The 23,923-nt window shown below is 70.5% G+C and carries 21 protein-coding genes and 1 pseudogene; 13 read left to right on the top strand and 9 right to left on the bottom strand.

Annotation, left to right across the window (positions count from 1 at the left end; translation table 11 throughout):
• From IEY93_RS37880 to IEY93_RS06150, 6 genes and pseudogenes are all read right to left on the bottom strand, one after another.
• Positions 1-269, bottom strand: a pseudogene (locus IEY93_RS37880) (signal peptide peptidase SppA); the annotation flags it as partial.
• Positions 270-420: 151 nt separating this feature from the next.
• Positions 421-2,694 (bottom strand): 1,4-alpha-glucan branching protein GlgB, encoded by a 2,274-nt coding sequence (gene glgB / locus IEY93_RS06170; protein WP_189162050.1) that lies wholly within the window; start codon positions 2,692-2,694, stop codon positions 421-423.
• Positions 2,695-2,885: 191 nt separating this feature from the next.
• A complete protein-coding gene (locus tag IEY93_RS06165) occupies positions 2,886-3,401 on the bottom strand; it encodes a hypothetical protein (protein WP_189161978.1) in 516 nt (171 codons plus the stop codon).
• 51 nt (positions 3,402-3,452) lie between these two features.
• On the bottom strand, positions 3,453-4,883 hold the full coding sequence (locus tag IEY93_RS06160) for a maltokinase N-terminal cap-like domain-containing protein (protein ID WP_229690900.1): 1,431 nt from the start codon (positions 4,881-4,883) through the stop codon (positions 3,453-3,455).
• A complete protein-coding gene (gene treS / locus IEY93_RS06155) occupies positions 4,880-6,592 on the bottom strand; it encodes a maltose alpha-D-glucosyltransferase (protein WP_189161977.1) in 1,713 nt (570 codons plus the stop codon). The genes IEY93_RS06160 and treS overlap by 4 nt, the downstream gene beginning before the upstream one ends.
• Positions 6,593-6,662: 70 nt before the next feature.
• Positions 6,663-8,684: an alpha-1,4-glucan--maltose-1-phosphate maltosyltransferase gene (locus tag IEY93_RS06150; protein ID WP_189161976.1), complete on the bottom strand. Its 2,022-nt coding sequence runs from the start codon at positions 8,682-8,684 to the stop codon at positions 6,663-6,665.
• Positions 8,685-9,265: 581 nt separating this feature from the next.
• Between IEY93_RS06150 and glgP the strand changes: the two genes are divergently transcribed.
• From glgP to IEY93_RS06130, 4 genes are all read left to right on the top strand, one after another.
• Positions 9,266-11,863 carry an alpha-glucan family phosphorylase gene (gene glgP / locus IEY93_RS06145; RefSeq protein ID WP_189161975.1) on the top strand — a complete coding sequence of 866 codons (2,598 nt, stop codon included), beginning with the start codon at positions 9,266-9,268 and terminating at the stop codon, positions 11,861-11,863.
• Between the two features lie 237 nt (positions 11,864-12,100).
• The gene (locus IEY93_RS06140; RefSeq protein ID WP_189161974.1) at positions 12,101-13,819 is read left to right on the top strand and encodes an endonuclease/exonuclease/phosphatase family protein; all 1,719 of its coding nucleotides are present in this window, start codon (positions 12,101-12,103) and stop codon (positions 13,817-13,819) included.
• A 317-nt stretch (positions 13,820-14,136) separates the two neighbouring features.
• Positions 14,137-14,718 carry an NADPH-dependent FMN reductase gene (locus IEY93_RS06135; protein WP_189161973.1) on the top strand — a complete coding sequence of 194 codons (582 nt, stop codon included), beginning with the start codon at positions 14,137-14,139 and terminating at the stop codon, positions 14,716-14,718.
• Between the two features lie 10 nt (positions 14,719-14,728).
• Complete coding sequence (locus IEY93_RS06130) at positions 14,729-15,082, top strand: winged helix-turn-helix transcriptional regulator (RefSeq protein WP_189161972.1); 354 nt, start codon at positions 14,729-14,731, stop codon at positions 15,080-15,082.
• Positions 15,083-15,133: 51 nt separating this feature from the next.
• Here IEY93_RS06130 and IEY93_RS06125 read toward each other — a convergent pair whose 3' ends face one another.
• The 3 genes from IEY93_RS06125 to IEY93_RS06115 all read right to left on the bottom strand — a co-directional run bounded on the left by IEY93_RS06125 (position 15,134) and on the right by IEY93_RS06115 (position 17,740).
• Positions 15,134-15,487, bottom strand: a complete 354-nt coding sequence (locus IEY93_RS06125; RefSeq protein WP_189161971.1) for a hypothetical protein — start codon at positions 15,485-15,487, stop codon at positions 15,134-15,136.
• A gap of 68 nt (positions 15,488-15,555) precedes the next feature.
• On the bottom strand, positions 15,556-16,479 hold the full coding sequence (locus tag IEY93_RS06120; RefSeq protein ID WP_229690899.1) for a hypothetical protein: 924 nt from the start codon (positions 16,477-16,479) through the stop codon (positions 15,556-15,558).
• Between the two features lie 118 nt (positions 16,480-16,597).
• Entirely contained in the window at positions 16,598-17,740 is a 1,143-nt protein-coding gene (locus IEY93_RS06115) for a GTP-binding protein (protein ID WP_189161970.1), read from the bottom strand.
• Between the two features lie 72 nt (positions 17,741-17,812).
• Here IEY93_RS06115 and rpmG point away from each other — a divergent pair, with 72 nt between their 5' ends.
• The 9 genes from rpmG to IEY93_RS06070 all read left to right on the top strand — a co-directional run bounded on the left by rpmG (position 17,813) and on the right by IEY93_RS06070 (position 23,863).
• Positions 17,813-17,977, top strand: a complete 165-nt coding sequence (gene rpmG / locus IEY93_RS06110; protein WP_189161969.1) for a 50S ribosomal protein L33 — start codon at positions 17,813-17,815, stop codon at positions 17,975-17,977.
• Between the two features lie 64 nt (positions 17,978-18,041).
• Positions 18,042-18,278, top strand: a complete 237-nt coding sequence (gene rpmB, locus IEY93_RS06105; protein ID WP_189161968.1) for a 50S ribosomal protein L28 — start codon at positions 18,042-18,044, stop codon at positions 18,276-18,278.
• Complete coding sequence (rpsN, locus tag IEY93_RS06100; protein WP_189161967.1) at positions 18,278-18,577, top strand: 30S ribosomal protein S14; 300 nt, start codon at positions 18,278-18,280, stop codon at positions 18,575-18,577. The genes rpmB and rpsN overlap by 1 nt, the downstream gene beginning before the upstream one ends.
• Positions 18,578-18,579: 2 nt before the next feature.
• Positions 18,580-18,741: a 50S ribosomal protein L32 gene (rpmF, locus tag IEY93_RS06095; protein WP_189161966.1), complete on the top strand. Its 162-nt coding sequence runs from the start codon at positions 18,580-18,582 to the stop codon at positions 18,739-18,741.
• A 267-nt stretch (positions 18,742-19,008) separates the two neighbouring features.
• On the top strand, positions 19,009-19,431 hold the full coding sequence (locus IEY93_RS06090) for a hypothetical protein (protein ID WP_189161965.1): 423 nt from the start codon (positions 19,009-19,011) through the stop codon (positions 19,429-19,431).
• The gene (locus tag IEY93_RS06085; RefSeq protein WP_189161964.1) at positions 19,428-20,669 is read left to right on the top strand and encodes a DUF6395 domain-containing protein; all 1,242 of its coding nucleotides are present in this window, start codon (positions 19,428-19,430) and stop codon (positions 20,667-20,669) included. Before IEY93_RS06090 ends, IEY93_RS06085 begins: the two co-directional genes overlap by 4 nt.
• Positions 20,666-21,508, top strand: coding sequence for a M55 family metallopeptidase (locus IEY93_RS06080; RefSeq protein WP_189161963.1), 843 nt, complete (start codon positions 20,666-20,668; stop codon positions 21,506-21,508). The genes IEY93_RS06085 and IEY93_RS06080 overlap by 4 nt, the downstream gene beginning before the upstream one ends.
• A 4-nt stretch (positions 21,509-21,512) precedes the next feature.
• A complete protein-coding gene (locus IEY93_RS06075; RefSeq protein WP_229690898.1) occupies positions 21,513-23,333 on the top strand; it encodes a flavin monoamine oxidase family protein in 1,821 nt (606 codons plus the stop codon).
• A gap of 5 nt (positions 23,334-23,338) precedes the next feature.
• Positions 23,339-23,863 carry a YbaK/EbsC family protein gene (locus IEY93_RS06070; RefSeq protein WP_189161962.1) on the top strand — a complete coding sequence of 175 codons (525 nt, stop codon included), beginning with the start codon at positions 23,339-23,341 and terminating at the stop codon, positions 23,861-23,863.
• Positions 23,864-23,923: the final 60 nt, after the last annotated feature.

Raw genomic sequence — 23,923 nt, 5'->3', positions numbered from 1 at the left:
GCGCGCAGCTCCTGCACGGTGGCGAGCCCGATGGGACGCCCGCCGATCTTGACGATGAGGCCCTTGACCCGCGGGTCGCGGCGGGCCCGCCGCAGGCCGGACAGGACGTCGGACAGGCGGGTCTTGCGCATGGACAGCAGGGCGCTGAGCGGATCGGCGGGCGGGCCCTCTGTGAGGCCCTCGGTGAGATCCAGCTCGAGAACGATGGGAGCGGTGCGCCGCTGCCGGAACCGCTCGACGGTGTCCATGATCGACTTTGTCGCGTCCATGACGCCACCCTAGGCGACGTTGACGGCGGACAGGCGCACGCTTTCCCTCACTTCCCGCCGTCGCGCACCCCGGGCCCCGGTGGCACCGCGGGCTCGCGCCCCGGTGTCACCGGCGGCCCAGGTCAGGTCGCACCGGTGGGCCGTCGCACCGTCACACCGGCGGCCGGTCCGCCGTCTCGGCGCCGGCGCCGGTCACGGGGGTGCCGGTGCCGGCGATCCTCGCGGCCTCCGCGGTCTCCGTGAGCTCCACGGCCTCCACGGGCTCCGCCGGCTTGGGCGGGGCGGTGCGGCGCAGGTAGAGGGCGCCCAGCGGGGGCAGCCGCAGGCGGGCGGAGTACGGCAGGCCGTGCCAGGGCTCCTCGACGGCCTCCACCGAGCCGAGGTTGCCCACGCCGCTCCCGTGGTACTGGTAGGCGTCGGTGTTGATCACCTCGTCCCAGCGGCCCCCGGCCGGCAGCCCCAGCACGTAGTCCTCGTGCGTCCGGCCGGAGAAGTTCGCCACGCAGGCGATCATCGAGCCGTCGGCGGCGTGCCGTACGAAGGAGAAGACGTTGCCGGAGGCGTCGTCGGCGTCGATCCACTGGAAGCCGGCCGGCGAGTGGTCCTGGGCGTACAGCGCGGGCGTCTCGGCGTACAGGTGGTTGAGGTCGCGGACCAGCCGCTGGACGCCCTGGTGCGGCTCGAAGTCCAGCACCCACCAGTCCAGGCCGCGCTCCTCGGACCACTCCGAGCCCTGGCCGAACTCGCCGCCCATGAACAGCAGCTTCTTGCCCGGGTGCGCCCACATGAAGGCGAACATCGTCCGCAGGTTGGCGAAGCGCTGCCACTCGTCGCCGGGCATCTTGCCGAGCAGGGACCCCTTGCCGTGCACCACCTCGTCGTGCGAGAGCGGCAGCACGAAGTTCTCCGAGTACGCGTACATCAGCGAGAACGTCATCCGGTGGTGGTGGTACTGCCGGAAGACCGGCTCGTGGTGCAGGTAGTCGAGGGTGTCGTGCATCCAGCCCATGTTCCACTTGAACCCGAAGCCGAGCCCGCCGAGGTAGACCGGCCGCGACACCCCCGGCCACGAGGTGGACTCCTCGGCGATGGTGACGATGCCGGGCGCCTCGCGGTAGACCACGGCGTTCATCTCCTTGAGGAACTCCACGGCGTCGAGGTTCTCCCGCCCGCCGTAGACGTTCGGCGTCCACTCGCCCTCGCGCCGCGAGTAGTCCAGGTAGAGCATCGAGGCGACCGCGTCCACCCGCAGCCCGTCGATGTGGAACTCCTTGAGCCAGTAGACCGCGTTGGCGACCAGGAAGTTGCGCACCTCGCGCCGCCCGAAGTCGAAGATGTACGTCCCCCACTCGGGGTGTGTGCCGCGGCGCGGGTCGGCGTGCTCGTACAGCGGGGTGCCGTCGAACCGGGCGAGCGCCCATTCGTCCATCGGGAAGTGGGCGGGCACCCAGTCGAGCAGGACGCCGATGCCCGCCTGGTGCAGGGAGTCGACGAGGTGGCGGAACTCGTCCGGCCCGCCGAACCGCGAGGTGGGCGCGTAGTAGGAGGTGACCTGGTAGCCCCACGAGCCGCCGAAGGGGTGCTCGGCGACCGGCAGCAGCTCCACGTGCGTGAAGCCCATCTCCTGGACGTACTCCACGAGCTGGGTGGCGAGCTCGCGGTAGCCGAGGCCGGGCCGCCAGGAGCCGAGGTGGACCTCGTAGGTGGTCATCGGCGCCGTGAGCGTGTCCCGCTCGGCACGGCGGCGCATCCACTCCTCGTCCCGCCAGGTGTAGGAGGAGACGTCCACGATGGACGCGGTGGCCGGCGGGCGTTCGGTGCGGCGGGCCATCGGGTCGGCCTTGGACCGCCAGACCGAGTCGGCGCCGAGGATGGAGAACTTGTAGTGCTCGCCCTCACCGACGCCCGGGATGAACAGCTCCCACACTCCGGAGCGGCCGAGGGAGCGCATCGGGTGCGCGGCGCCGTTCCAGTGGTTGAACCCGCCCTCGACCCGGACGCCGCGCGCGTTCGGCGCCCAGACGGCGAAGGCCGTGCCGTCCTCGTCGTCGTGCCGCAGCACGCGGGCGCCGAGGACCTCCCACAGGCGCTCGTGCCGCCCCTCGCCGATCAGGTGCAGGTCGACCTCGCCGAGCGTGGGCCAGTGGCGGTACGGGTCACCCGCCTCGTACGGCCGCCCGTCGGGGTAGACGGCCCGCAGGCGGTAGGGCGGGATCTTGTCCATGCCCGGCAGGGTCACCTCGAAGACTCCGTGCGCCACGTGGGACAGCTTGTGCGTGGAGTCGGACAGCAGCAGCTCGACCTGCTCCGCCAGCGGCTTGAGCGCCCGCACGGTCAGGCCCTCGGGGGTGAGGTGCGCGCCCAGGATCGCGTGCGGATCGTGGTGCGCACCGCCGGCCAGCCGGTTGAAGTCATCCGCGTTCATCAGGTCGTCCACCGCTCCTCGGCACCGTCGTCGGCGTACCGACCGTATCGCTCGCTCATGTCAGCCCGTCAGCCCTTGTACGCCGTGCACTCCTCGTACGAGCTAACCCTGCCCCAGATGCGGGGCTCAACCCTCCGAAGCGGGCCGGATCATCACGACATGTCGTACGTGAGGATGCGCGGCATATTAGATCACCACGCCAGCACGCGGACGCTCCCGGCGTTCATGTCGACGATCACCCGGCCGATGTCGAGCTGGTCGCCGCCGGGGAACCAGACGAAGAGCTGGAGGCAGCGGACGGCCTGGCAGCCGTGCCGGCGGAAGACCAGGCTGCGTACGCGCAGGTCGCGGGCCGACACCAGCGGCCGGCCGGCCGAGGCGGCGTAGGCGTCGCGCACGACCTCGCCCAGCCGGGGGTCGGCGAGCAGGAGTTCGGCGGCGTGGGCCTCCTCGGCCCGTGACGGGGGCGGCTGGGTGGAGGGGAGGGCCGTGACGACCACGGCGTCCGGCCCGTAGGTCCGGGGCTCGGCCGGCCCCTGTGCCACCGGCGGGTCCGGATCGGGATGCGGCGCCGGCGGCCGGGCGAGCCCGAGCGCCATGCCGAGGACGAGGACCGCGGCGACCGCGCCCGCGCCCGCGAGCGTCGCCGCGAGCCCTCCTCGTTCCACCGCCGCCCCAGCCATCGCGATCTGTGCCCATGTCGTCACGGATCGTATCCGAGCCGGGCCGCGTGGAACGGCCACCCGGCCCGTGGCGGGTCAGGCGGTCGTTCTCGCGGAGAAGGCGGCGAGCGGGATGGGCAACCAGGACGGCCGGTTGCGCGACTCGTACACCACCTCGTAGGCGGCCTTGCTCAGCTCCAGCGCGCGCAGCAGCACCGCGTCGTCGCCCTCGATGCGCCCGCCGCCGGCCGAGTAGCCGGCGATGAACGCCTCCCGGTTGCGCCGGGCCCACTCTTCGGCCCTGGGCAGGAGCGACTCGGCCTCGGGGTGGTCGGCCAGCAGGTGCCGGGCCGCGTATTCGAACGAGCGCAGCATGCCCGCGACGTCCCTGAGCGGGGAGTCCAGCGCGCGCCGCTCGCGCAGCGGCTGGCCCGGCTCGCCCTCGAAGTCGAGCACGACCCACTCGGCGGGCGTGCGCATCACCTGGCCGAGGTGGTAGTCGCCGTGCACCCGCTGGACGGTGATGGGCCGCCCGGTGTCGGCGAGCCGGTCGAACGCCTCGTGCGCGACGTGCGCGAGCGGGCCGAGCTCGGGCACCTCGCCGATCGCCGAGTCCAGGCGCCGCCGGAACCCCTCGACCATCCGCTTGACCTCGGGCGCCTCGATGGTGCTGGTGGGGAAGGCGGCGGCCAGCTCGGCGTGCAGGTGGGCGGTGGCCATGCCGAGGCGGTTGGACTCGGCGGCGAAGTCGCCCCCGGCGTCCCCGGCCCGGGTGCCGGGCAGCGACCCGTACAGGTCGCGCACGCTGGTCAGGGCCAGGGCCCAGCCGTCGCTCGCGGTGCGCAGGAACTCCTGGGTGAAGGCGAGCGTGGTGTTCTCGCCGCCGACGTCGGCCTCGATCCAGCCGTAGGGCTTGGCGATGTTGGGCGAGCCGCGATCGGCGAGCGCGGTGACCACTTCCAGCTCGGGGTTCACCCCCGGGACGATCTTGCGGAACAGCTTGCAGATGTAGGCGTCGCCGAACACCAGCGAGGTGTTGGACTGCTCGGCGCCGAGCACCAGGCTGCGCGGCGAGGTGTCGATCTCGGCGCCCGGCAGGTGGCGGAAGCGCAACGGGCCGATGTCGGCGTCGGTGGCGAGCCAGGACAGCAGCAGGCCGGTGACGTCGGCGTCGTGCAGCGCGTCGTAGACACAGCCGTCGTCGGTCTCGCCGATCGATACATGCTGGAGCCGCTGCGGCAGGACGGGGCGGAAGCCGAGGAGGAGCTGGTAGCGGTCGGTGTGCCCGTCCTGGCTCACGGTGATGACGATGTGGCGTACGGTGACCTGGCCGGTGTCGGCCTGCCGGGCGTGGTCCGTGGTCCCGCGGGACCCCGCCACATCGCTGTGGAAGGATTCCGCAAGATCACGAAGGGGCAGTTCGGTGGCGGCCTCGACGGCCAGGTCGTTGATCGCGCGGCCCTTGCCGGCGAACCACCGCTGATGGGTGATCCAGCCGGCAAGCAGCGCTTCGAGAGTTTGTCTCACGTCTCCTCGGTCGATGCGCTCGTGGGCGGAAGGGTGAACCAGTAGAACCCATGCCCCGGGAGCGTCAAAAGATACGGAAGTTCGCCAATTGGTGGGAAAGGAACTCCTCCCGTGCACTCCACGGGCGTGACGCTCTCGAACCGGCGCAGGTCCAGCTCCACCGGCTGCGGGAAGCGGGAGAGGTTGTTGACGCACAGCACCCGGTCGTCGCCGAGCTCGCGGACGAAGGCGAGGACGCTGGGGTTGGAGGAGTTGAGCTCGGTGTACTCGCCGAGTCCGAAGACGGGGTGCCGCTTGCGGATCTCGATCATCTTCTTGGTGAAGTGGAGGAGTGAGCCCGGGTTCTTCTGCTGCGCCTCGACGTTGAGCGCCTGGTACCCGTAGATCGGGTCCATGATGACCGGGAGGTAGAGGCGGCCGGGGTCGCAGTCGGAGAAGCCCGCGTTGCGGTCGGGGGTCCACTGCATGGGGGTGCGCACGCCGTCACGGTCGCCCAGCCAGATGTTGTCGCCCATGCCGATCTCGTCGCCGTAGTACAGCACGGGGCTGCCCGGCAGGCTCATCAGCAGGGCGGTGAACAGCTCGATCTGGTTGCGGTCGTTCTCCAGCAGCGGGGCCAGGCGGCGGCGGATGCCGACGTTGGCCCGCATGCGCGGGTCCTTGGCGTACTCGGTGTACATGTAGTCGCGCTCTTCGTCGGTCACCATCTCGAGGGTGAGCTCGTCGTGGTTGCGCAGGAAGATGCCCCACTGGCAGTTCTCGGGGATCTTGGGGGTCTGGGCCATGATCTCGGAGATGGGGTAGCGCGTCTCGCGGCGGACGGCCATGAAGATGCGGGGCATCAGAGGGAAGTGGAAGGCCATGTGGCACTCGTCGCCGCCGGTCACCGGGTCGCCGAAGTACTCCACGACGTCGGCCGGCCACTGGTTGGCCTCGGCGAGCAGCACGCGGTCGGGGTAGAGCGCGTCCACCTCCTTCCTGATGCGCTTGAGGTAGGCGTGGGTCTGCGGGAGGTTCTCGCAGTTGGTGCCGTCCTGCTCGAACAGGTAGGGCACGGCGTCCAGCCGGAAGCCGTCGATGCCGAGGTCCAGCCAGAAGTTCAGCACCTCGACCATGGCGTCCTGGACCGCGGGGTTCTCGTAGTTCAGGTCCGGCTGGTGGTGGAAGAACCGGTGCCAGTAGTACTGGCCGCGCACCGGGTCGTAGGTCCAGTTGGAGGTCTCGGTGTCGATGAAGATGATGCGGGCGTCGTTGTAGTGCTCGTTGTCGTCCGACCAGACGTAGAAGTCGCCGAACGGCCCGTTGGGATCGTGGCGGGACGCCTGGAACCACGGGTGCTGGTCGCTGGTGTGGTTCATGACGAGGTCCGCGATGACGCGCATGCCGCGTTTGTGGGCCTCGTCCACCAGCTTGATGAAGTCCCCCAGATCCCCGAAGTCCGGGAGGATCTTCATGAAGTCGGAAATGTCGTATCCGCCGTCTTTGAGGGGGGATTCGTAGAGTGGCAGGAGCCACAGGCAGTCGACGCCGAGCCACTGGAGGTAATCCAGCTTGCTGATCAGGCCGCGGATGTCGCCGGTGCCGTCGCCGTTGGAATCCGCGAAGCCCCGGATCAGGACCTCGTAGAAGACGGCGCGCTTGTACCAACGAGGGTCGCGCGGCTTTTCGTGTGTGAAGGTGTTCGGGACGGGCTGAGGCGTCAAGCTCACCTGTGAACTCCCCGCTGTGCTGATGCGCGCTCCGCGCCGCCGGGCCGGACGCCGTTTTCTGGCAGACTGGCTAACCGGCCGGCGTCGCTCGCAGTGTGAGGACGTGGGCTGGGTTGATGTGAGGATCGAGGCGCACGTAATTGGCGTTCCGCCAGTGGTACGACTCGCCCGAGAGCTCGTCGTCCACCACGAATTCGGCGCCCCAATCGAGGCCGAGGGCAGGCATGTCCAGCCGAACCGTCGCCTCGTGGGTGTTGTGCGGGTCGAGGTTGACCACGACCAGGACCACATCGCCCACGCCGTGCCGTCGTGTGGACGCGTCGTAGGCTCCGGGTAGCCGCTTGGAGAAGCAGACCATATCCGGGTGGTCGATGTTGTGGAACCGTAGGTTACGCAGTTCCTGTACCGCCGGGTGTGCTCTTCTGAACAAATTGAGGGCTGTGATGAAGGGAGCCAGGCTCCGGCCCTCGCGTTCCGCGGCGGCCCAGTCACGCGGCCTCAGCTCGAATTTCTCGCTGTTGAGATATTCCTCGCTGCCCGGTCGTACCGGGACGTTCTCCGCAAGCTCGTAGCCCGCGTAGACCCCCCACGTCGGTGACGCCAGCGCGGCCAGGACGGCCCTGATCTTGAACGCCGGGACGCCGCCGAGCTGAAGGTACTCGTGCAGGATATCCGGGGTGTTGACGAACAGGTTCGGACGCAGGAAGTGCGACGTGTCGTGCGAGAGCTCCGTCAGGTAGCTCTCGACGTCCGACTTGGAGTTCTTCCAGGTGTAGTACGTGTACGACTGGTGGAAGCCGACCTTGGCGAGCGCCTGCAGCATGGCGGGGCGGGTGAACGCCTCCGACAGGAACAGCACGTCGGGATCGGTGGCCCGGACATCGGCCAGCAGCCGCTCCCAGAACCCGACCGGCTTGGTGTGCGGGTTGTCCACCCGGAAGACGCGCACGCCGTGCGAGATCCAGTGGCGCACGACCCGCAGCACCTCGGCGTAGATGCCCTCGGGGTCCTTGTCGAAGTTCAGCGGGTAGATGTCCTGGTACTTCTTCGGCGGGTTCTCGGCGTACGCGATCGATCCGTCGGCCCGGACCGTGAACCACTCGGGGTGCTCCTTGACCCACGGGTGGTCGGGGGAGCACTGCAGGGCCAGGTCGAGCGCGACCTCCAGCCCGAGCCCGCGCGCCCGCGTCACGAAGGCGTCGAAGTCCGTGAGGGTGCCGAGGTCGGGGTGGACGGCGTCGTGGCCGCCGTCCTCCGACCCGATGGCCCAGGGGGACCCGACGTCGTACGGCTCGGGATGCAGGGTGTTGTTGCGGCCCTTGCGGAAGGTCTCGCCGATCGGGTGGATCGGCGGCAGGTAGACCACGTCGAAGCCCATGCCCGCGACGGCGGGGAGCCGCTCGGCGGCGGTCCGGAAATCTCCGGACCTGGGGGCCAGGCCCTCCTCGACGATCGCGCCCTCCGACCGGGGGAAGAACTCGTACCACGAGCCGAACAGCGCCCGCCGGCGATCGACCTGGACGCGCATGCGCGGGCCCCGGGTCACCAGGTCGCGCAGCGGGTGCTGGGCCACCACGGCCGCCGTCTCCGGCAGCTGGGCCATCGCCAGCCGCGCCCGCGGGTCGAGGTCGTCATCGCGCAATCGGTCGGCCACGGCCTGCAGGGCGGCGCGGTGGGCGCAGCCGTCGCAGCCCGCCTGGCGCACGGCCTTGGCGGAACGCTCGAAGAGCCGCGCGCCCTCCTCGCACATGAGGTCGGAGTCGATGCCCCTGGGGATCTTGATGCCCGCGTCGTGCAGCCAGGTCGCGATGGGGTCGCTCCACGCCTCGACCCGGAAGTGCCACTCGCCCTCGTCGGGCAGCGTCACCTCCACCCCCCAGCGGTCGGTGCCCTGGGAGATCTCGCGCATGGGCAGCAGGCGGCCGCGTTCGCCGTTCGGGCCGGTGAGCACGACACCGGCGGCCACCGCGTCATGCCCCTCGCGGAACACGGTGGCACTGATCTCGAAGGTCTCGCCGGCCACCGCCTTGGCGGGCCACCGGCCGCACTCGACGACAGGCTGGATGTCCGTTATTGGGATTCGTCCGATCATCGCGTCTCAAGGTAGCGACGACGCACCGGGCGCCGCCTGGAATTGTGAAGGCAGGATTGATCTTTATTGAGATGTTCATCGGCTGTGCCGACATTGGGGCGGGCATGGTCGGATTCACCCCCCGAGACGGCGGCCGTCGCGGGGCGCGTGTTGGGTGTGGCTCTTACATGGGACTGCCCCCATAGTCGCGCTTCAAGCCTGCTTGAGGGAAGTCGGGGCATACCTGGGGTGCCCTGTGTCCCTGACGATCGACGTGCGGCCATCGGCCGTACACGATCAGGCGGGCTTCCGGCCACCGGTGGTACATGATCAAGCATCCGGCGGCGCGTGATCAAGCCTTGGCGGCACATGATCGACGACCATCCGGCATGATGAATGGACGGCCGGAAGCGTTCGCCGGCCGGTTGGTGATCACGCGTCGCCGGCCGGGCGGCACCGAGCCGAGTTCACCGCGACAAGTCGGCTTATGTGAGGTTTGAGGCGCTTGGGGAGCGGTGAGAGCAGAAACGCATGAGATCTGGTAAGCGCACAAGAGTGTTTCGGTCGCGCTATGTGGCGCTGAGTAATTAGGGTCTGGCCCCGTGAGAGCAATCCGCAGGTTCACCGTTCGTACCGTTCTTCCCGTGGAGCTCGCCGCGCTCGGCGAGCTGGTCCACAATCTGCGCTGGTCCTGGCATCCCGAGACCATGGACCTCTTCGCCGAGGTGGATCCCGACACGTGGCGACGGGTCGGGCACGACCCGGTCGCGCTGCTCGGAGCGGTGGAGGCCGACCGGCTGGCAGAGCTGGCCCGTGATCGAAGGTTCCTCCGCAAGCTCGCCGACGCCGCCGACGACTTGCGGGAGTACATGACCGCGCCGCGCTGGTACCAGACGCTGCCGGACGCGCCCGCGGCCATCGGCTACTTCTCGCCCGAGTACGGCATCGCCGCCGCGCTCCCGCAGTACAGCGGTGGTCTCGGCATCCTGGCCGGCGACCACCTCAAGGCCGCGAGCGACCTCGGCGTGCCCATTCTCGGCGTCGGGTTGCTCTACCGGCACGGCTACTTCACCCAGTCGCTGTCGGCCGAGGGCTGGCAGCAGGAGCACTACCCGAGCCTCGACCCCGGCGGGCTGCCGCTCAGCCTGCTCAAGGAGGAGGACGGCACCCCCTGCCGCGTCGTCATCCCGCTGCCCGAAGGCCGCGCGCTGCACGCGCAGATCTGGGTGGCCCAGGTCGGCCGCGTGCCGCTGCTGCTGCTCGACTCCGACGTCGCCGAGAACGACAACGCCGCACGTGACGTCACCGACCGCCTCTACGGCGGCGGCACCGACCACCGGCTCATGCAGGAGCTGCTGCTCGGCATCGGCGGTGTGCGGGCCCTGCGCGCGTACTGCCGCGTCACCGGCCACGCCGAGCCGGAGGTCTTCCACACCAACGAGGGCCACGCCGGGTTCCTCGGCCTCGAGCGCATCCGCGAGCTCACCGAGCACCGGCTGTCGTTCGACGAGGCGCTGGAGGCCGTGCGCGCCGGCACCGTCTTCACCACCCACACCCCGGTCCCGGCCGGCATCGACCGCTTCCCGGCCGAGATGATCGCCCGGCAGTTCGGCGGCGGCAACGCCTGGCCGACCGTGCCGGTGGAGCGCATCCTCGCGCTCGGCGCCGAGCCGGACGCCCCCGAGGGCGGCGATCAGATCTTCAACATGGCCGTCATGGGCATGCGGCTCGCCCAGCGGGTCAACGGCGTCTCCGAGCTGCACGGCGAGGTCAGCCGCGAGATGTTCCAGGGCCTGTGGCCGGGCTTCGACCTGGACGACATCCCCATCGGTTTCATCACCAACGGCGTCCACGCCCCCACCTGGGTCGCCCGCGAGGTCATGGAGCTCGCCGGCAAGGAGCTGCCCTCGATCATCGAGAAGGCCCAGGGCTGGGAAGGGGTGCAGAAGCTCTCCGACGATGACATCTGGGGCATCCGCGGCCGGCTCCGCCGCCGGCTCGTCGAGGGCGCCCGCGAACGGCTCCGGGCCTCCTGGCGCGCCCGCGGCGCCTCCACCGCCGAGCTGGGCTGGATCGACGAGGCCCTCGACCCGGACGTGCTGACCTTCGGCTTCGCCCGCCGGGTGCCGTCCTACAAGCGGCTCACGCTCATGCTCAAGGACCCCGAGCGGCTCAAGCAGCTCCTGCTCGACCCCGACCGGCCCGTCCAAATCGTGATCGCCGGCAAGGCCCACCCGGCCGACGAGGGCGGCAAGAAACTCATCCAGCAGATCGTCAGGTTCGCCGACGGCGAGGGCGTCCGGCACCGCATCGTCTTCCTGCCCGACTACGACATGGCCCTCGGCCAGCTCATGGTCCAGGGCTGCGACGTGTGGATGAACAACCCGCTGCGCCCCCTGGAGGCGTGCGGCACCTCCGGCATGAAGGCCGCGCTCAACGGCGGGCTCAACCTGTCCATCAGGGACGGCTGGTGGGACGAGTGGTACGACGGCGGCAACGGCTGGGCGATCCCCACCGCCGACGGCGTCGAGGACCCCGACCGCCGCGACGAGCTGGAGGCGGGCGCGCTGTACGACCTGATCGAACGTGAGGTCGCGAGCAGGTTCTACGACCGCACCGGCGGCGCCCACCCCCGGCGCTGGCTGGAGATGGTCAAGCACACCCTCAGCTCCCTCGGCCCCAAGGTCCTGGCCGGGCGCATGCTGCGCGACTACGTCGTCGACCTGTACAGTCCGGCGGCCGCGTCCGGGCGCGAGCTGTCCAAGGCCGACCACGCCAAGGCGCGGGAGTTCGCCGCCTGGAAGCTCCGGGTCACCGCGGCCTGGCCGGGCGTGCGCGTCGAGCACATCGAGTCGTCCGGCATCGGCGACACGCCGGAGCTGGGCGCCACCATGGAGGTCCGCGCCACGGTCGCCCTCGGGGAGCTGTCCCCGGACGACGTGAGCGCCGAGGTCGCCTACGGCAAGGTCGGCGGGCACGACGAGCTGTTCGGCCCGTCGTACATCCCGCTCACCGTCGACTCGGTGGGCGACGACGGCAAGGCGTCCTACACCGGCGTGGTCCCGCTCGACCGCACCGGCGCCTTCGGCTACACCGTCCGGGTGGTCCCGGCCCACCCGCTGATGTCCTCCTCGGCCGAGCTGGGCCTGGTCGCCGTCCCCGAAGAACCGGCCGGCATGACCAGCGGCACCCTCCGCTGACCCCGCACGCGGCACGGCGCCGGCGCGGCACGCCACTCAGCGTGCCGCGCCGGCGCTTTTCCGGGATGGCGCGCGGTGACAAGAAGTCGGCACTGATCGTCAAGGGATCTCCTGCCGCCGCCTGACAGACTGGCGCGGCGAACCGCACACGTGCGCGGACGCGTCTTCGCCGCTCGGCTGAGCGAGGCGCGGCACGGTGCTCTCGCGCAATCGTCCCCCCACGATGGCGAGGTTTGGGTGTTACGCAAAGTCATCACGGCGATCTCCTCGGCCCTCCTGATGGCCGCGCCACTGCTGGTCGCGTCGCCGGCTCCGCCGGCCGCGGCGATGTCCCAGGACAGAGGAGTCGTCGTCTCGGGCGACTGGGACGGCGACGGCTACGAGTCCTTCGGCCTGGTGGACACCTCCACGAACCCGGCGACCTGGTACCTGACGAACGGGTACGACAACTACTGGATCGACAACCTCGTCCCCGACCTGGTCTTCACCTATGGAGCCCCGGGCGGGCAGCCCATCGTGGGCGACTGGGACGGTGACGGGGACGACACGCCCGGCATGTTCGTGCCGAGCGCCACCGGAACTCCGTCGTGGCAACTGCGCAACAGCAACAGCTCGGGAGCCGCCAACCTGACCTTCGGCTACGGGGCCTCGTCCGACCGGCAGCCCATCGTGGGCGACTGGGACGGTGACGGCGACGACACCCCCGGCCTGTTCCGGCCCGGCAGCCCCAACTCGTACCTGCTGCGCAACAGCAACACCGCCGGAAGCGCGAACCTCACCTTCACCTACAGCAGCGGGGCGGGCAAGCCCATCGCCGGTGACTGGGACGGCGACGGCGACGACACCATCGGATTCATCAGCACCGGGAGCAATCCCTTCACCTGGTACCTGCGCAACACCAACACCACCGGCACGGCCAACGTGACGTTCACCTACGGCAGCGGCAGCGCGTCCTCGGTGTACTTCGCCAACGGCGACTGGGACGGGAACGGCAGCGAGACCCCCGCCATCGTGCTGCCCATCACCAACGGCCCGTTCCTGTGGCACCTGCGCAGCAGCAACACCAGCGGCGTCGCCACATCCAGCGTGCGCTTCAACCCCGTCACCCCGTTGAAGGTGATGCACTGGAACATCTCCGGCGGCATCATCAACAACGGCACCTACCCGATCATCGGGCGGATCGTCCGGGAGGTGCAGGCCCGACGGCCCGACGTGATCTCCCTCAACGAGATCTGCGACCGCCAGTACGCACACCTGGTGGACCAGCTCGCGGCGGCCGGGTACGCGATGGAGGGCTACTTCCAGGAGTCCCGCACGTTCGTCCCGGACTGCATCGTTCTCCCGGACACCCGTAACGAGGCGGGCAACGCCATCCTGGTCCGCGCCGACGTCGTGGAGCAGAAGGGGTACATGTTCACCACGGACCACAAGCTGGAGGAGCGCGAGCAGCCCGTGGTCACCGAGGAGCGCAGCGTCGCCTGCGTCGTCGCCAACTTCGCTCCGGCGAACCAGCCGGTGAAGGCCTGCTCGACGCACCTGGCCGACGGCGACCCCGCCGGGGCGCAGGCCGAGGTACGCGAGCTGGTCCGCGTGTTCGGCCCCGAGGCGAACTCCCGGCCGTTCATGCTGATGGGCGACCTCAACCTGACTCCGGACGACGCCGCGGTCGGCGCCCTGTACTACCCGGAGGGCACCGGCAACTTCTGGGAGACCGACACCTACTGGTCGAGCTGCATCGGCGAGGACGGGATGTGCGAGCCGGTGCGTGGCGGCCGGCCGACCCGGGTGGGCGGCAACCGCAAGATCGACTACACCTTCGTCAGCCGCGACCACTTCAACGTGCCCATCAGCAGCGCCGAGGTCATCGATGCCGGCCAGTGCGACGGGCACGCCTGCTCCGACCACATGATGACGCACAGCACCGTCAACCTGTACCTGCCGAGAAAGGCGCCCTGACCTGCTGGTGACGGGGCCCTCCTCAGCGCCTGAGGCCCCGTCAGCGCCTTGCGCATCGCTGCTGCCGGTCCGCCCGGAAGGGCGGACCGGCCGCCGGTGTCACCGCCGGCCGCCGAAGGACGCCACGACCATGGGCTTCGATCCTTCGCTCGGACTGCTCGTGCGGAGCGCGCCGAATATCCCATCCCATGCCACAAGAGAGGGGGCCCGGGAATATCCACCGGCACTCTCGTGCTAAGAAGTGCTTAGTTGCTAAGAAATGCTTAGCCGCTGAGCGTCGGCTGCCAGTACCGGGCGCCGGGGATGAGGAGATCGACATGGCGAAGCTGATGATCATTCTGGCGAGCACGCGGCCGAACCGCGCCGGCTCCGCCGTGGCGAACTGGATCGAGACGGAGGCCAAGGCGCACGGTGGGTTCGAGGAGGTCCAGCTGGTCGACCTCGCCGTGCTGAACCTGCCGTTCATGGACGAGCCGCACCATCCGCGACTGGGCAACTACGTCCACGGCCACACCCGCGAATGGAGCGCCGCCGTCGACTCCGCGGACGCGTTCGTGTTCGTGATGCCCGAGTACAACTACGGCTACAGCGCCCCGCTGAAGAACGCGATCGACTACCTGTTCCGCGAGTGGGCCTACAAGCCGGTCGGGCTGGTCAGCTACGGCGGGGTCTCCGGCGGTCTCCGGGCCGCACAGATGATCAAGCAGGTCGTCACCACGCTCAAGATGACCCCGGTGGTCGACGCGGTCTCCATCGCCATGATCAACCGGGTCATCGGCGAGGACGGTAGCCTTTCCCCCAGCGAAGCCATGGTCTCGTCGGCCACGGCCATGTTCGAGGAGCTGAAGCGGATGAGCGAGGCCCTGCGCCCGCTGCGCGAGGCGGGACAGCCCGCATAAGGAGTCTGACGTGACGGCCGCGACCGACGTTCACCGTGTCTGCGCGCGCTACCACATCGCCGTCGAGCTGATCGGCGCCCGATGGAGCGGCGCGATCCTGCGCGTCCTGTTCACCGGCCACCACCGGTACGCGCAGATCAGGGAGGCCGTTCCAGGGCTGAGCGACACCATGCTCGCGTCGCGGTTGCGCACTCTGGAGACCGAGGGCCTCGTCGAGCGCGTGGTCCTCCCGTCCTCCCCGGTGCAGGTCGAGTACCACCTCACCGAGAAGGGCCAGGACCTCGCCCCCGTCATCGACGCCCTGCGTACTTGGTCGCACAAGTGGATCCCCGATCCCGAGGACCACCCGGCGGACCCTGCCTGAGGCCTGATTTGGATCTTCGATCAGGGGGTAACCGCGTACCCGCGAAGCCGGTCACGCACTACGAGCCGGCTCAGGCCCGGCGAACAGTTCCTGAGGGGACTCGACGGCGACGCTGCGGCGCAACCACACCTCAAGCTGATCGGCATCGCGGCAGCCGGTGACGCGCTCACGATCGACCGCGGAAACCCGCACCCCACGAGCCTCCAGCACGACCAACACCGCTTCGATCCAGCCCTGCAACCAGCCTTCTATTCGTCCTTGTGCCCAGCCTGCGAGCCGGGCTAGGGCCCTGACCTTCGACAGGGCTTCTTCCTTGCGTTGCCGCTTTCCTTCTTCGATGCCTTCGTCGCAGTGCTCTTGAGTCCAAGGGCCATGCACCGGCCAAGTGTCGGACGACATGAACATCTCCGCAGGATGACGTGCGGTCCGGGGTTCAATCACTCCCGGACCGCATGGATAAGGAGGGGGTTGCGTTACGCCGGCTGGTCGGGCGGCGTGAAGAGTTCTTCAGCAGAGCCGACGGTGGCGCTGCGGCGGAGCCACGCGTTGAGCTGGGCGAGGTCATGGCAGGTGGTGATGTGCTCGCGGGCGGCGGCGGAGAGTTGGATGCCCCGGCTGTCTAGTACGGTCAGCACTGCTTCTGTCAGAGTCTCCTGCTTGCCTTCCTTCCTGCCCTCCTTCCTGCCTTCCTCTTTGCCTTCTTTCTTGCCTGCTTCGAGGCCCTTGCCGTAGTGCTCGCGGGCGAAAGGGCTGTAGACCGGCCAGGTGGTGGAAGCCATGATCTCCTCCAAGGTGCGCCGAACGGCCTTCGAGGCCAGTCGATATGCGTATTCATAGTACTGCGGAGCGTCACGATCGATGTGCATCATCGATGCGACGAAGGCCTTGGTCACGTCGGGGTTCTCGCCGTGCGCCATCACCGACAGCGCGGCCAGCTCCGGGTGTGCCGCGGCCTCCTTGGCATCGGTGATGACCGGGGTCAGGTCGGGTCCGAACGCCTTGGGGGTGAGGACGTAGCCCGGCAGGCTCGTCACGATCGGCTCGGCCGCCCACTTGGCGACCTTGGCGTCGTTGCAGATCACCAGGACGGTGACCGGGCAGTCGAGCCGGAGCCACAAGGCGGCCGCGTAGCGGGAGAGCCCGCGGCGCTTGGAGTCCTCGATCTCCTGCTGGATCTCGACGACGATGCCGTGCATCGGGTCGTGCGGCGGGCCGACGACGATCACCGTGTCGGCCTGGCTGTCTCGTGACGGGCGGTCGTTGAAGTCGCCGGCGGCCAGGTGCGCCGGTGCGTGGACCGGAACGTCCACGCCGAGCTGCTCTCGCAGGATCTCCACCGCGAACTCGGGGCGGTTGCGGAACAGCAGATTGAGTGTGTCGTGTACAACGGAGGGCACGTCACGGCAAGTTATCAGTCAAGTGCGCACCGTCACCGGATTTTCGGTCCCGCCACAACATCTGTGCGCACCTGTCGGCTCCGGCTCCGGCTCCGCGTCCGCCAGGGCCGGTGCGGCCTCATGCGGTCTCTCTCGCGTCGAGGAGATGGGCGAACGGGTCGTCGTAGGCGGCCCAGGCGAGCGGGCCCGCGGTCTCCTCCTCATGGGTCAGTAGGCAGGAGTCGAGCAGGCCGTGGAGGTGCCGCCGGTCGAGGTCCGGGCCGGTGAAGACCAGGTGCTGGACGCGGTCGCCGTGCACCGGGTGCCAGTCGAGGGCGGCCGCCGCCCGGCGGGCCGGTGAAGCCGTGTCCCAGGCGGAGTCCGGGAGCGCGGCCAGCCAGGGCCCGGCGTCCTCCACCGAGATGACGCCGGCCACCGCGTCCCAGGCGAGCATCCGCTTGTTCCGGCCGGCGAGCCAGAACCGCCCGCGGGAGCGGACCGTCGTGGTGACCAGCTCGTCCACGGCCTCGAAGAGGCGACCGGAGTGCAGTGGCCGGGTACGGCGCCACACCACCGTGGTGATCTCTTCGTTCCGGGCGTCGCAGGGGAGGCGGGCGGTGGCGGGATCGACGCGTTCGGCGAGTTCGGTGGCGCACAGCGCCCCGCCGGTGACCTCAGGCAGGCCGGTGAGCTGATGGACCGGCGTGACGGGGGCGAGGTGGGCGAGCACCGCCCGGGAGAGCTCGTCATCCTCCTCGCCGCCGCCGTACAGCACCAGACCGGTGGCGTACTCGAGTTGCCGCGCCAGGACCTCGGCCAGGTAGCGCTGGTCGCCCTTGGCGGCGGGTCTGCCGACCTCGGTGAGGCGGTCGCCGCGGGTGATGTCGACGGGAGTCCACTCGGTGTGCAGTGCGGTGAGCACCGAGGTCAGGCGCAGCACGTCGCGGGCCTCGTCGCGGTCGATCGCCTCGGCCACCGGGCGTGGTTCCACCGAGTCCCACAGGTCCACCACCAGGAGTGAGGCGGTGGGTGCCAGGCGTGCCAGAAGTGGGAGCAGGTCTTCGCGGACGGTGCAGGTGACGCATCCGTGCGCCAGTCGTACGTCGGTCACCTCCAGCACTCCCGCCGCGTTGCGGACCACTCGCTCGACCCGGTCGGTGGTGATCGCGCGCAGGTCGTGGTGCACGGCGAGCGATGCCGGGTGCTCGTTCAGCAGCCGGTCGACGGTCGCGGTGCGAGCCGGGGAATGCAGGCCGGCGACGAGGACGACTGGGGTGGACACGGCACCTCCCAATGCTTAAATGAAAACCGTTGTCGTTATCATGACACAGTCCGCGCTCAGAAAGGATCGGCATTGGCCCGAAACGAGCTACGCCCGGTGATCAAGCTCCGTTCGACCGCCGGCACCGGCTACACCTACGTCACCAGGAAGAACCGACGCAGCACCCCCGACAGGCTCGTGCTCCGCAAGTACGACCCGGTCCTCCGTCGGCACGCGATCTTCAAGGAGGACCGATGAAGAAGCACGTCCCGGACACCGCGCACCGGCTGAGGCGGTCCGATCGGCGCCCTGGGAGGGACTGATGTCCGCGCACTGTCAGCTCACGGGTGTCGCGCCGGTATTCGGCAACACGGTCTCGCACTCCCATCGGCGCACCCGCCGCCGGTGGGAGCCCAACATCCAGCGGCGCCGCTACTGGGTGCCCAGCGAGGGCCGGTTCGTCCGGCTCATGCTGAGCGCCCGCGCGATCAAGACAATCGACAAGATCGGTATCGAGAAGGCCGTGGCCGCGATCCGCGCCAGGGGAGAGAAGATCTGATGGCCAAGACGAGCAAGATCGCCGCCAACGAGCGGCGGAAGGCGGTGGTCCTCCGTCACGCGGCCCGGCGGGCAGAGCTGAAAAAGATCATTCGCGCCGGCACTCCTGAGCAGCGGGAGCGGGCCTTGCGAGAACTGGGACGCCAGCCGCGCGATGCAAGCGCCACCCGCCTCCGCAACCGCGACTCCGTCGACGGGCGTCCTCGAGGGCACCTGCGGAGGTTCGGGCTCTCCCGCATCCGTTTCCGGGAGATGGCCCACCGGGGCGAGCTTCCCGGCGTCACGAAGGCGAGCTGGTAGCCATGGCCGTGCCCAAGCGCAGGACCTCCCGCAGCAACACCCGCCACCGGCGCAGCCAGTGGAAGGCCACCGCTCCCGACATGGTGCCGATCACCGTGAGCGGACGGGAAGTCCTGGTCCCACGCCGTCTCGTCCGCGCCTACCAGCGAGGGCTCCTCCCGTGAGATGACCTCCGCCGCCCGCCCGCCGTGTGCTCCCTCGACGATCCACGGCCGGCGGGCCACCCGGCCCCACGGGAGATGCGACATCACGATCGGCCTCTTCGCCCCGTCGGAGTATCTTCGAGCGGCGTCATGGCCAGGGGCAGGTGGTTCGCTGAGGGCTGGGGTGTTCGTGGGTGGTGAGAGTCATGAGCGTCTGTCAGGAAGTGTGATGGAACGGTCATCTATCGGATTCGGGTAGATCATGGATTGCCGTTAGGGTGACCGGTCATGGCTCGGTTCGTGATGCGTGTGCTGGCGCCTCTGCGGGTGCGGCGCGCTGTGCTCGGCCGGTTCGACGCCCGCTATGTCACGCGGGCCGACCACCGGCAGGACGTCCGGGACGCGCTGTGGGAGGTCCAGGCGCTCAAACGGGAGATCGAGGGGCTGCGGCGCGAGGTCGAGCAGCTCCGGCGCGAGGTGAAGCGCGCGGGCACGCCGCAGGCGGCGCCGGGTGCGGCCCTGACCGGGAAGGTCGAGGAGGCCCACCGGCTTGCCACCGAGACCGCCTCGGCGGTGGACCACCTGCTGCAGGCCGAGGTGCGCCTCTGGCAGGCGGTGGACGACCTGCGCGAGGGCGACGCCCCCAGCGATGCCTCCGGCGAGGTGGCCGAGGGCGGAGTGGCGGCCCGGGGTGGCGGAGCGGCGTCGTGAGGGTGGTCTGGACGTCCGAGGGGGACGTCTGGCGGCTGCGCCTGCGGCTGGACGCCGGGGAGGAGCTCACCGGGACCGTCACGGACGCGCACCGGGTGGAGCTGTCGACCGACACCTGCCACGTGCGGCTGCCGGCCGGGTCGCCGTCCGGCCCGCAGGCCGTGCATCCCGACCTGCTCGCGCTGGCCGCCTGGACGGTGGCGGCGCCGTGGACCCGGCGGCGCGTGGTGTTCGACCGGCCGATCTCGGCCGAACTGGCGGCGGCGTTCGAGAGCGGCTGGGGGATCGACGCGGGGCCGGTCGGCGAGGGGGAGCGCCCGGCGGGCGCCCGGCTGGCGATCTCCTACAGCGGGGGAGCGGACTCCGCGGCGGTGGCGGCGATGCTGCCGGACGCGCCGCTGGTCCACTTCCGCAGGGTGAGCCACCCGCGTGTTCCCAACCGGTGGACGCACTACCGCTCCGACGTGCTGGCCGCGCTCGCCGAGCAGACCGGCAGGGATGTGACCCCGGTCGAGTCGGACCTGGAGTTCCTGCTGCGTCATCCCCGTCCCGGATATCCGGAGCACCACGCCGTGATGATCGGTGTCATCCTGCTGGCCGGTGCCCGCGACTTCGGCGGGGTGGCCCTCGGGTACGAGATCGGCTCCCGGTGGCTGGGCGGCGGCCGGTACGTGCACCGGTACACGCCCGACAATCCCATGTGGTCCGGCCATGGCCCGTGGGGCCGGCTGTTCGCCGCCGCGGGCCTGCCGCTGGTCCTCCCGGTCGGCGGCATCAGCGAGGCGATGACGATGCGTTACGCCCTCGGCTCCGAGCTGCGCGACCAGGTGCGCTGGTGCCTGCGCGGTGACAACGCCGGTCCGTGCGGCCGGTGCGGCAAGTGCCTGTACAAGGAGCTGATCCAGGCCGCCGTCGAGCGGCGTCCGATGCGGACGACGATCACGGCCGACCGGCCGGTGGCCCGCAAGTGGCAGCAGCCTCCGCCCTACGGCGGCCAGGAGATGATCGAGTACGGCTGCGCGCACGTCCCCGGCATCGAGGACACCCCGTTCGCCCGCGCCGCTCAGTACCTTCAGGCCACACCCGGGTCAACCGCCTGGCTGGAGCGGTGTTACCCTCCGGCCGTTGAGGAGATCCCGGTACCGTGGCGCGACACGATCGCGTCGATCATGGCCCGTGAGTTCGGGTTCATGGACGCGGGCGACGTCAAGCGGGTAGAGAGCTGGGGAGGGCGATGAAGGTCTACGTTTCGGTCGACATGGAGGGCGTGACCGGGCTCACCGACCCCGAGGAGATGCACGCCGGAGGCCGCGGCTACGAGCGCGGCTGCGAGCTGATGACCGCCGACGCCAACGCCGTGGTCGCGGGCGCGTACGAGGCCGGGGCGACGGGCGTGACCGTGAACGACGCCCACGGCTCGACCAAGAACCTCCGGGTGGACCTGCTCGATCCCCGGGCCACGCTGCTGCGCGGCCCCGGCAAGCCGATGCGCATGGCCCAGGGGCTGACCGCGGGCTTCCAGGCGGCCTGCTTCGCCGGGTACCACGCGCGGGCGGGCACCCAGCACGGCGTGCTGAACCACACGTGGATGGGCAAGGAGATCCAGAACGTGTACCTCAACGGCGAGGTGTGCGGCGAGACGCGGCTGGTGGCCGGGTTCGCCGGGTTCCTCGGCGTGCCGGTGGCGCTGGTCACCGGGGACGAGGCGGTCTGCGAAGAGGCACGCGAGCTGCTCGGGGACGTCGAGACGGTCGCGGTGAAGAAGGGCGTGGACCGGTTCGCCGCCGAGCTGCTGCCGCCCAGCGTCGCCCAGGCGCTGATCAGGGAGGCGACCGCCCGGGCACTGAACCGGCTGAGCGACTTCCGGCCGCACGCCGAGACGCCGCCGTTCACGCTCGGTGTCGAATGGAACTCCACGGCCATCGCCGCGGGCTGCGCGCTGATCCCGGGCGTGCGCTCGGCGGGGCCGCGGCACACCGAGTTCACCACCGAGGACTTCCGGGACATCATGGCGCTGCTCGGCATCTTCGCCATGATCGCGGGCCAGGTCGCCTGCGGCAGCGGGGTGTACGGCTGAGCCGATGAGCGACGGTCCCCCCAACCGGCACGACGACTCCTCCTCCCACGAAGACGGCTCCTCGCCTACGCGGTCCCCGCACGAGGGCTCCCCGTCCGCCGGATCCGCATACGCCGGGTCCCCGCACCCGGGCTCCCCGGACCGCGGCGCCGCGCCGGACGAGGCGGCCCGGCGCGGCGGCTCCCGCGCCGGCCACGGGCCTTCCCGCCTGGGAGGGCTGACGCGGCGGTCGTTGCTGGTCGGCATCGGCGCGGCCGGCGGCGCGGGCGCCATGTACGCCGCCATGGGCGTGCTCGGCCTGGCCCCCTCCGGGGACACCGCCCCAGTGCCGGTGGTCGGCGGCTCGCCCGCGCCGGCGCCGTACGTCCCGCCGCAGCGCTCCGACTTCGCCCTGCGCGGCGGCCGTCCCGCGAGCGTGCTCGTGCTGGGCGGCGGCGTCGCCGGGCTGGCCTGCGCGTACGAGCTGGGCAAGGCGGGGTACGACTGCACGGTGCTGGAGGCCCGCGACCGGGTGGGCGGGCGCAACCTCACCCTGCGCGGCGGCGACACCCTGACCGAGCTGCCCCTGACGGCGACCGCGCCCGCGGGAGGCGCCGGGGGCCTTCAGCGGATCACGTTCGGCGAGGGCACGTACTTCAACGCGGGCCCCGCCCGCATCGCGCAGTGGATGGTGACGCTCGACTACTGCCGCGAGCTGGGCGTCCCGCTCGAGGTGTTCGTCAACGGCAACTCCGCCGCCTACGTCCTCACCACCGGGATGAAGACGCCCGTGCGGGTGCGCACCGCCCGCGCGGACGCCTACGGTTACGTGTCCGAGCTGCTGGCCAAGGCGACCGACGAGGGGGCCCTGGACGCGCGGCTGACGGCCGCCGACAAGGAGCGGCTGCTGGACTTCCTGTCGCGCTTCGGGGAGATCGGCCCGTCCCACGCGTACGCGGGCGGGGAACGCCGGGGCTTCCGGGTGAACCCGGGCGTCGGGCCGGGCGAGGGGCTCGGCGTGGTGCCGTCCCTGACCGAGGTGCTGAGCCAGGGCCTCGGCCGGGTGCTCACCATGGACGCCGGGTACGAGCAGGCGATGCCGATGTTCCAGCCGGTGGGCGGGATGGACGCGATCGTCCGGGCGCTGGCGGCCCGGGTCGGCGCCGACCGCATCAGGACCGGCACGCGCGTGACCCGGATCACCAGCACCGCCGCCGGCGTCGAGGTCGCGGTCGAGGGGGGTGCGCCGTTGCGGGCCGAGTTCTGCGTCGCGGCCCTGCCACCGCACCTGCTCGCCGGCATCCCCGGCAACCTCGGCGCGAAGGTCCGCTCGGCGCTGTCGGCCGCGGTGCCGGTCTCGGCGGGCAAGCTCGGCCTGGAGTACGGCCGGCGGTGGTGGGAGATCGAGGACCGCGTGTACGGCGGCGCCACCGAGACCGACCTCGACGTGGGGCACATCTGGTACCCCTCCTACGGCTTCCACGGCGAGCGGGGCCTGGTGGTGGGCTACTACAACACCGGCGCCGACGCCGAGGTCTACAGCGCGATGACCCATCCGCGGCGCCTGCGCCGCGCGCTCGCCCAGGGGAGGAAGGTGCACGGCGCCAAGTACGCCGAGGGCGTCCTGGCGAGCGCCTCCATCTCCTGGCGGCGGCAGCCGCACATCGAGGGGGCGTGGGTGCGCTGGTCGTCGCAGGAGGCGTTCCGGCTGCTGCAGCGCCCGGCGGGCCGGGTGTACTTCGCGGGGGACTGGCTCACCCACCTGATCGCGTGGCAGGCGGGGGCCCTGGAATCGGCCCGTAAGGTGGTGACCGAGCTCCACCACCGCGTCCTGAAGGAGGCCTGACCCACATGAAGCTCGGCACGCTCGACTGGGTGCCCGCCGCCGGCCGGCCCGATCTGCTCGCCCCGCCGGTCGCCCGGGCGGTCGAGACGACGGCCGACGAGGTGGCGGTGGCGCCGATCGACCCGGCGCTGGCCGACACCGCGGCCTTTTGCGAGCGGTACGGGGTGACGCTGGAGGAGTCGGCGAACTGCGTGATCGTGGCGGCCAAGCGGGGCGGCGAGACGCGGTACGCCGCGGTGATGGTGCTGGCGACGATGCGCGCCGACGTCAACGGGGTGGTCCGCCGGCACCTGGACGCGCGTAAGACGTCCTTCGCGGCGCAGGCGGACGCCGTCGAGCTGACCGGCATGGAGTACGGCGGCATCACGCCGCTCGGGCTGCCGGACGACTGGCCGGTGCTGGTGGACGCCGAGGTCGCGCGCCGGCCGCTGCTGGTGGTCGGCAGTGGGATAAGAGGGTCCAAGCTGGCGCTCGCCGGTGCGGCGCTGGCCCGGCTCAAGACCGCCGAGGTGCTTCCTCTCGCCGCCTGACCGGCGCCGGTCAGGGGAGTTTCCCGGAATCGGAAACCTTTGGGGCCGGTTGGGCCGTTG

Source organism: Sphaerisporangium melleum, assembly GCF_014646695.1.
GTDB lineage: Bacteria > Actinomycetota > Actinomycetes > Streptosporangiales > Streptosporangiaceae > Sphaerisporangium > Sphaerisporangium melleum.
The sequence above is the reverse complement of the archived record's forward strand: the minus strand, read 5'-3'. Positions and strand labels throughout refer to the sequence as shown.

Bases quoted from the DNA above. Each gene is read 5' to 3' on its own strand.
- glgB (WP_189162050.1), bottom strand. From the start codon at position 2,694: ATGAACGCGGATGACTTCAACCGGCTGGCCGGCGGTGCGCACCACGAT.
- IEY93_RS06150 (WP_189161976.1), bottom strand. From the start codon at position 8,684: ATGATCGGACGAATCCCAATAACGGACATCCAGCCTGTCGTCGAGTGC.
- IEY93_RS06135 (WP_189161973.1), top strand. From the start codon at position 14,137: ATGGCGAAGCTGATGATCATTCTGGCGAGCACGCGGCCGAACCGCGCC.
- IEY93_RS06125 (WP_189161971.1), bottom strand. From the start codon at position 15,487: ATGTTCATGTCGTCCGACACTTGGCCGGTGCATGGCCCTTGGACTCAA.
- rpmB (WP_189161968.1), top strand. From the start codon at position 18,042: ATGTCCGCGCACTGTCAGCTCACGGGTGTCGCGCCGGTATTCGGCAAC.
- rpsN (WP_189161967.1), top strand. From the start codon at position 18,278: ATGGCCAAGACGAGCAAGATCGCCGCCAACGAGCGGCGGAAGGCGGTG.
- rpmF (WP_189161966.1), top strand. From the start codon at position 18,580: ATGGCCGTGCCCAAGCGCAGGACCTCCCGCAGCAACACCCGCCACCGG.
- IEY93_RS06090 (WP_189161965.1), top strand. From the start codon at position 19,009: ATGGCTCGGTTCGTGATGCGTGTGCTGGCGCCTCTGCGGGTGCGGCGC.
- IEY93_RS06080 (WP_189161963.1), top strand. From the start codon at position 20,666: ATGAAGGTCTACGTTTCGGTCGACATGGAGGGCGTGACCGGGCTCACC.
- IEY93_RS06075 (WP_229690898.1), top strand. From the start codon at position 21,513: ATGAGCGACGGTCCCCCCAACCGGCACGACGACTCCTCCTCCCACGAA.
- IEY93_RS06070 (WP_189161962.1), top strand. From the start codon at position 23,339: ATGAAGCTCGGCACGCTCGACTGGGTGCCCGCCGCCGGCCGGCCCGAT.